The organism is Psychrobacter sp. TB20-MNA-CIBAN-0197 (assembly GCF_040309765.1).
In the GTDB taxonomy this organism is placed as follows: Bacteria; Pseudomonadota; Gammaproteobacteria; order Pseudomonadales; family Moraxellaceae; genus Psychrobacter; species Psychrobacter submarinus.
Window position 1 is genome coordinate 1 of record NZ_JBEOPC010001292.1, and the last position, 241, is coordinate 241.

Here is a 241-nt window from a genome sequence, read left to right on the forward strand (position 1 = left end):
GCCTTGCTGTTATATCAAGAGAGTTTTTACTAATTACATTAAGCAGCGCTTTGATCAGCTTCTTCAGAGTGACGAATTAAATAATCAAATGCGCCTAAGCTTGCTGTTGCACCGCTGCCCATTGCAATAATAATTTGTTTAAACGGAGTATTGGTTGCATCCCCCGCGCCATAAATGCCTGGTAATGAAGTTGCGCCTTTAGCATCAATTAGTATTTCACCAAATTTGCTTAATTCAAGGT

Annotated in this window: 1 pseudogene; it reads right to left on the bottom strand. The window is 39.4% G+C overall.

The features are described 5' to 3' along the window. Positions 1–38: 38 nt before the first annotated feature. Positions 39–241, bottom strand: a pseudogene (locus AAEY83_RS18135) (hypothetical protein); the annotation flags it as partial.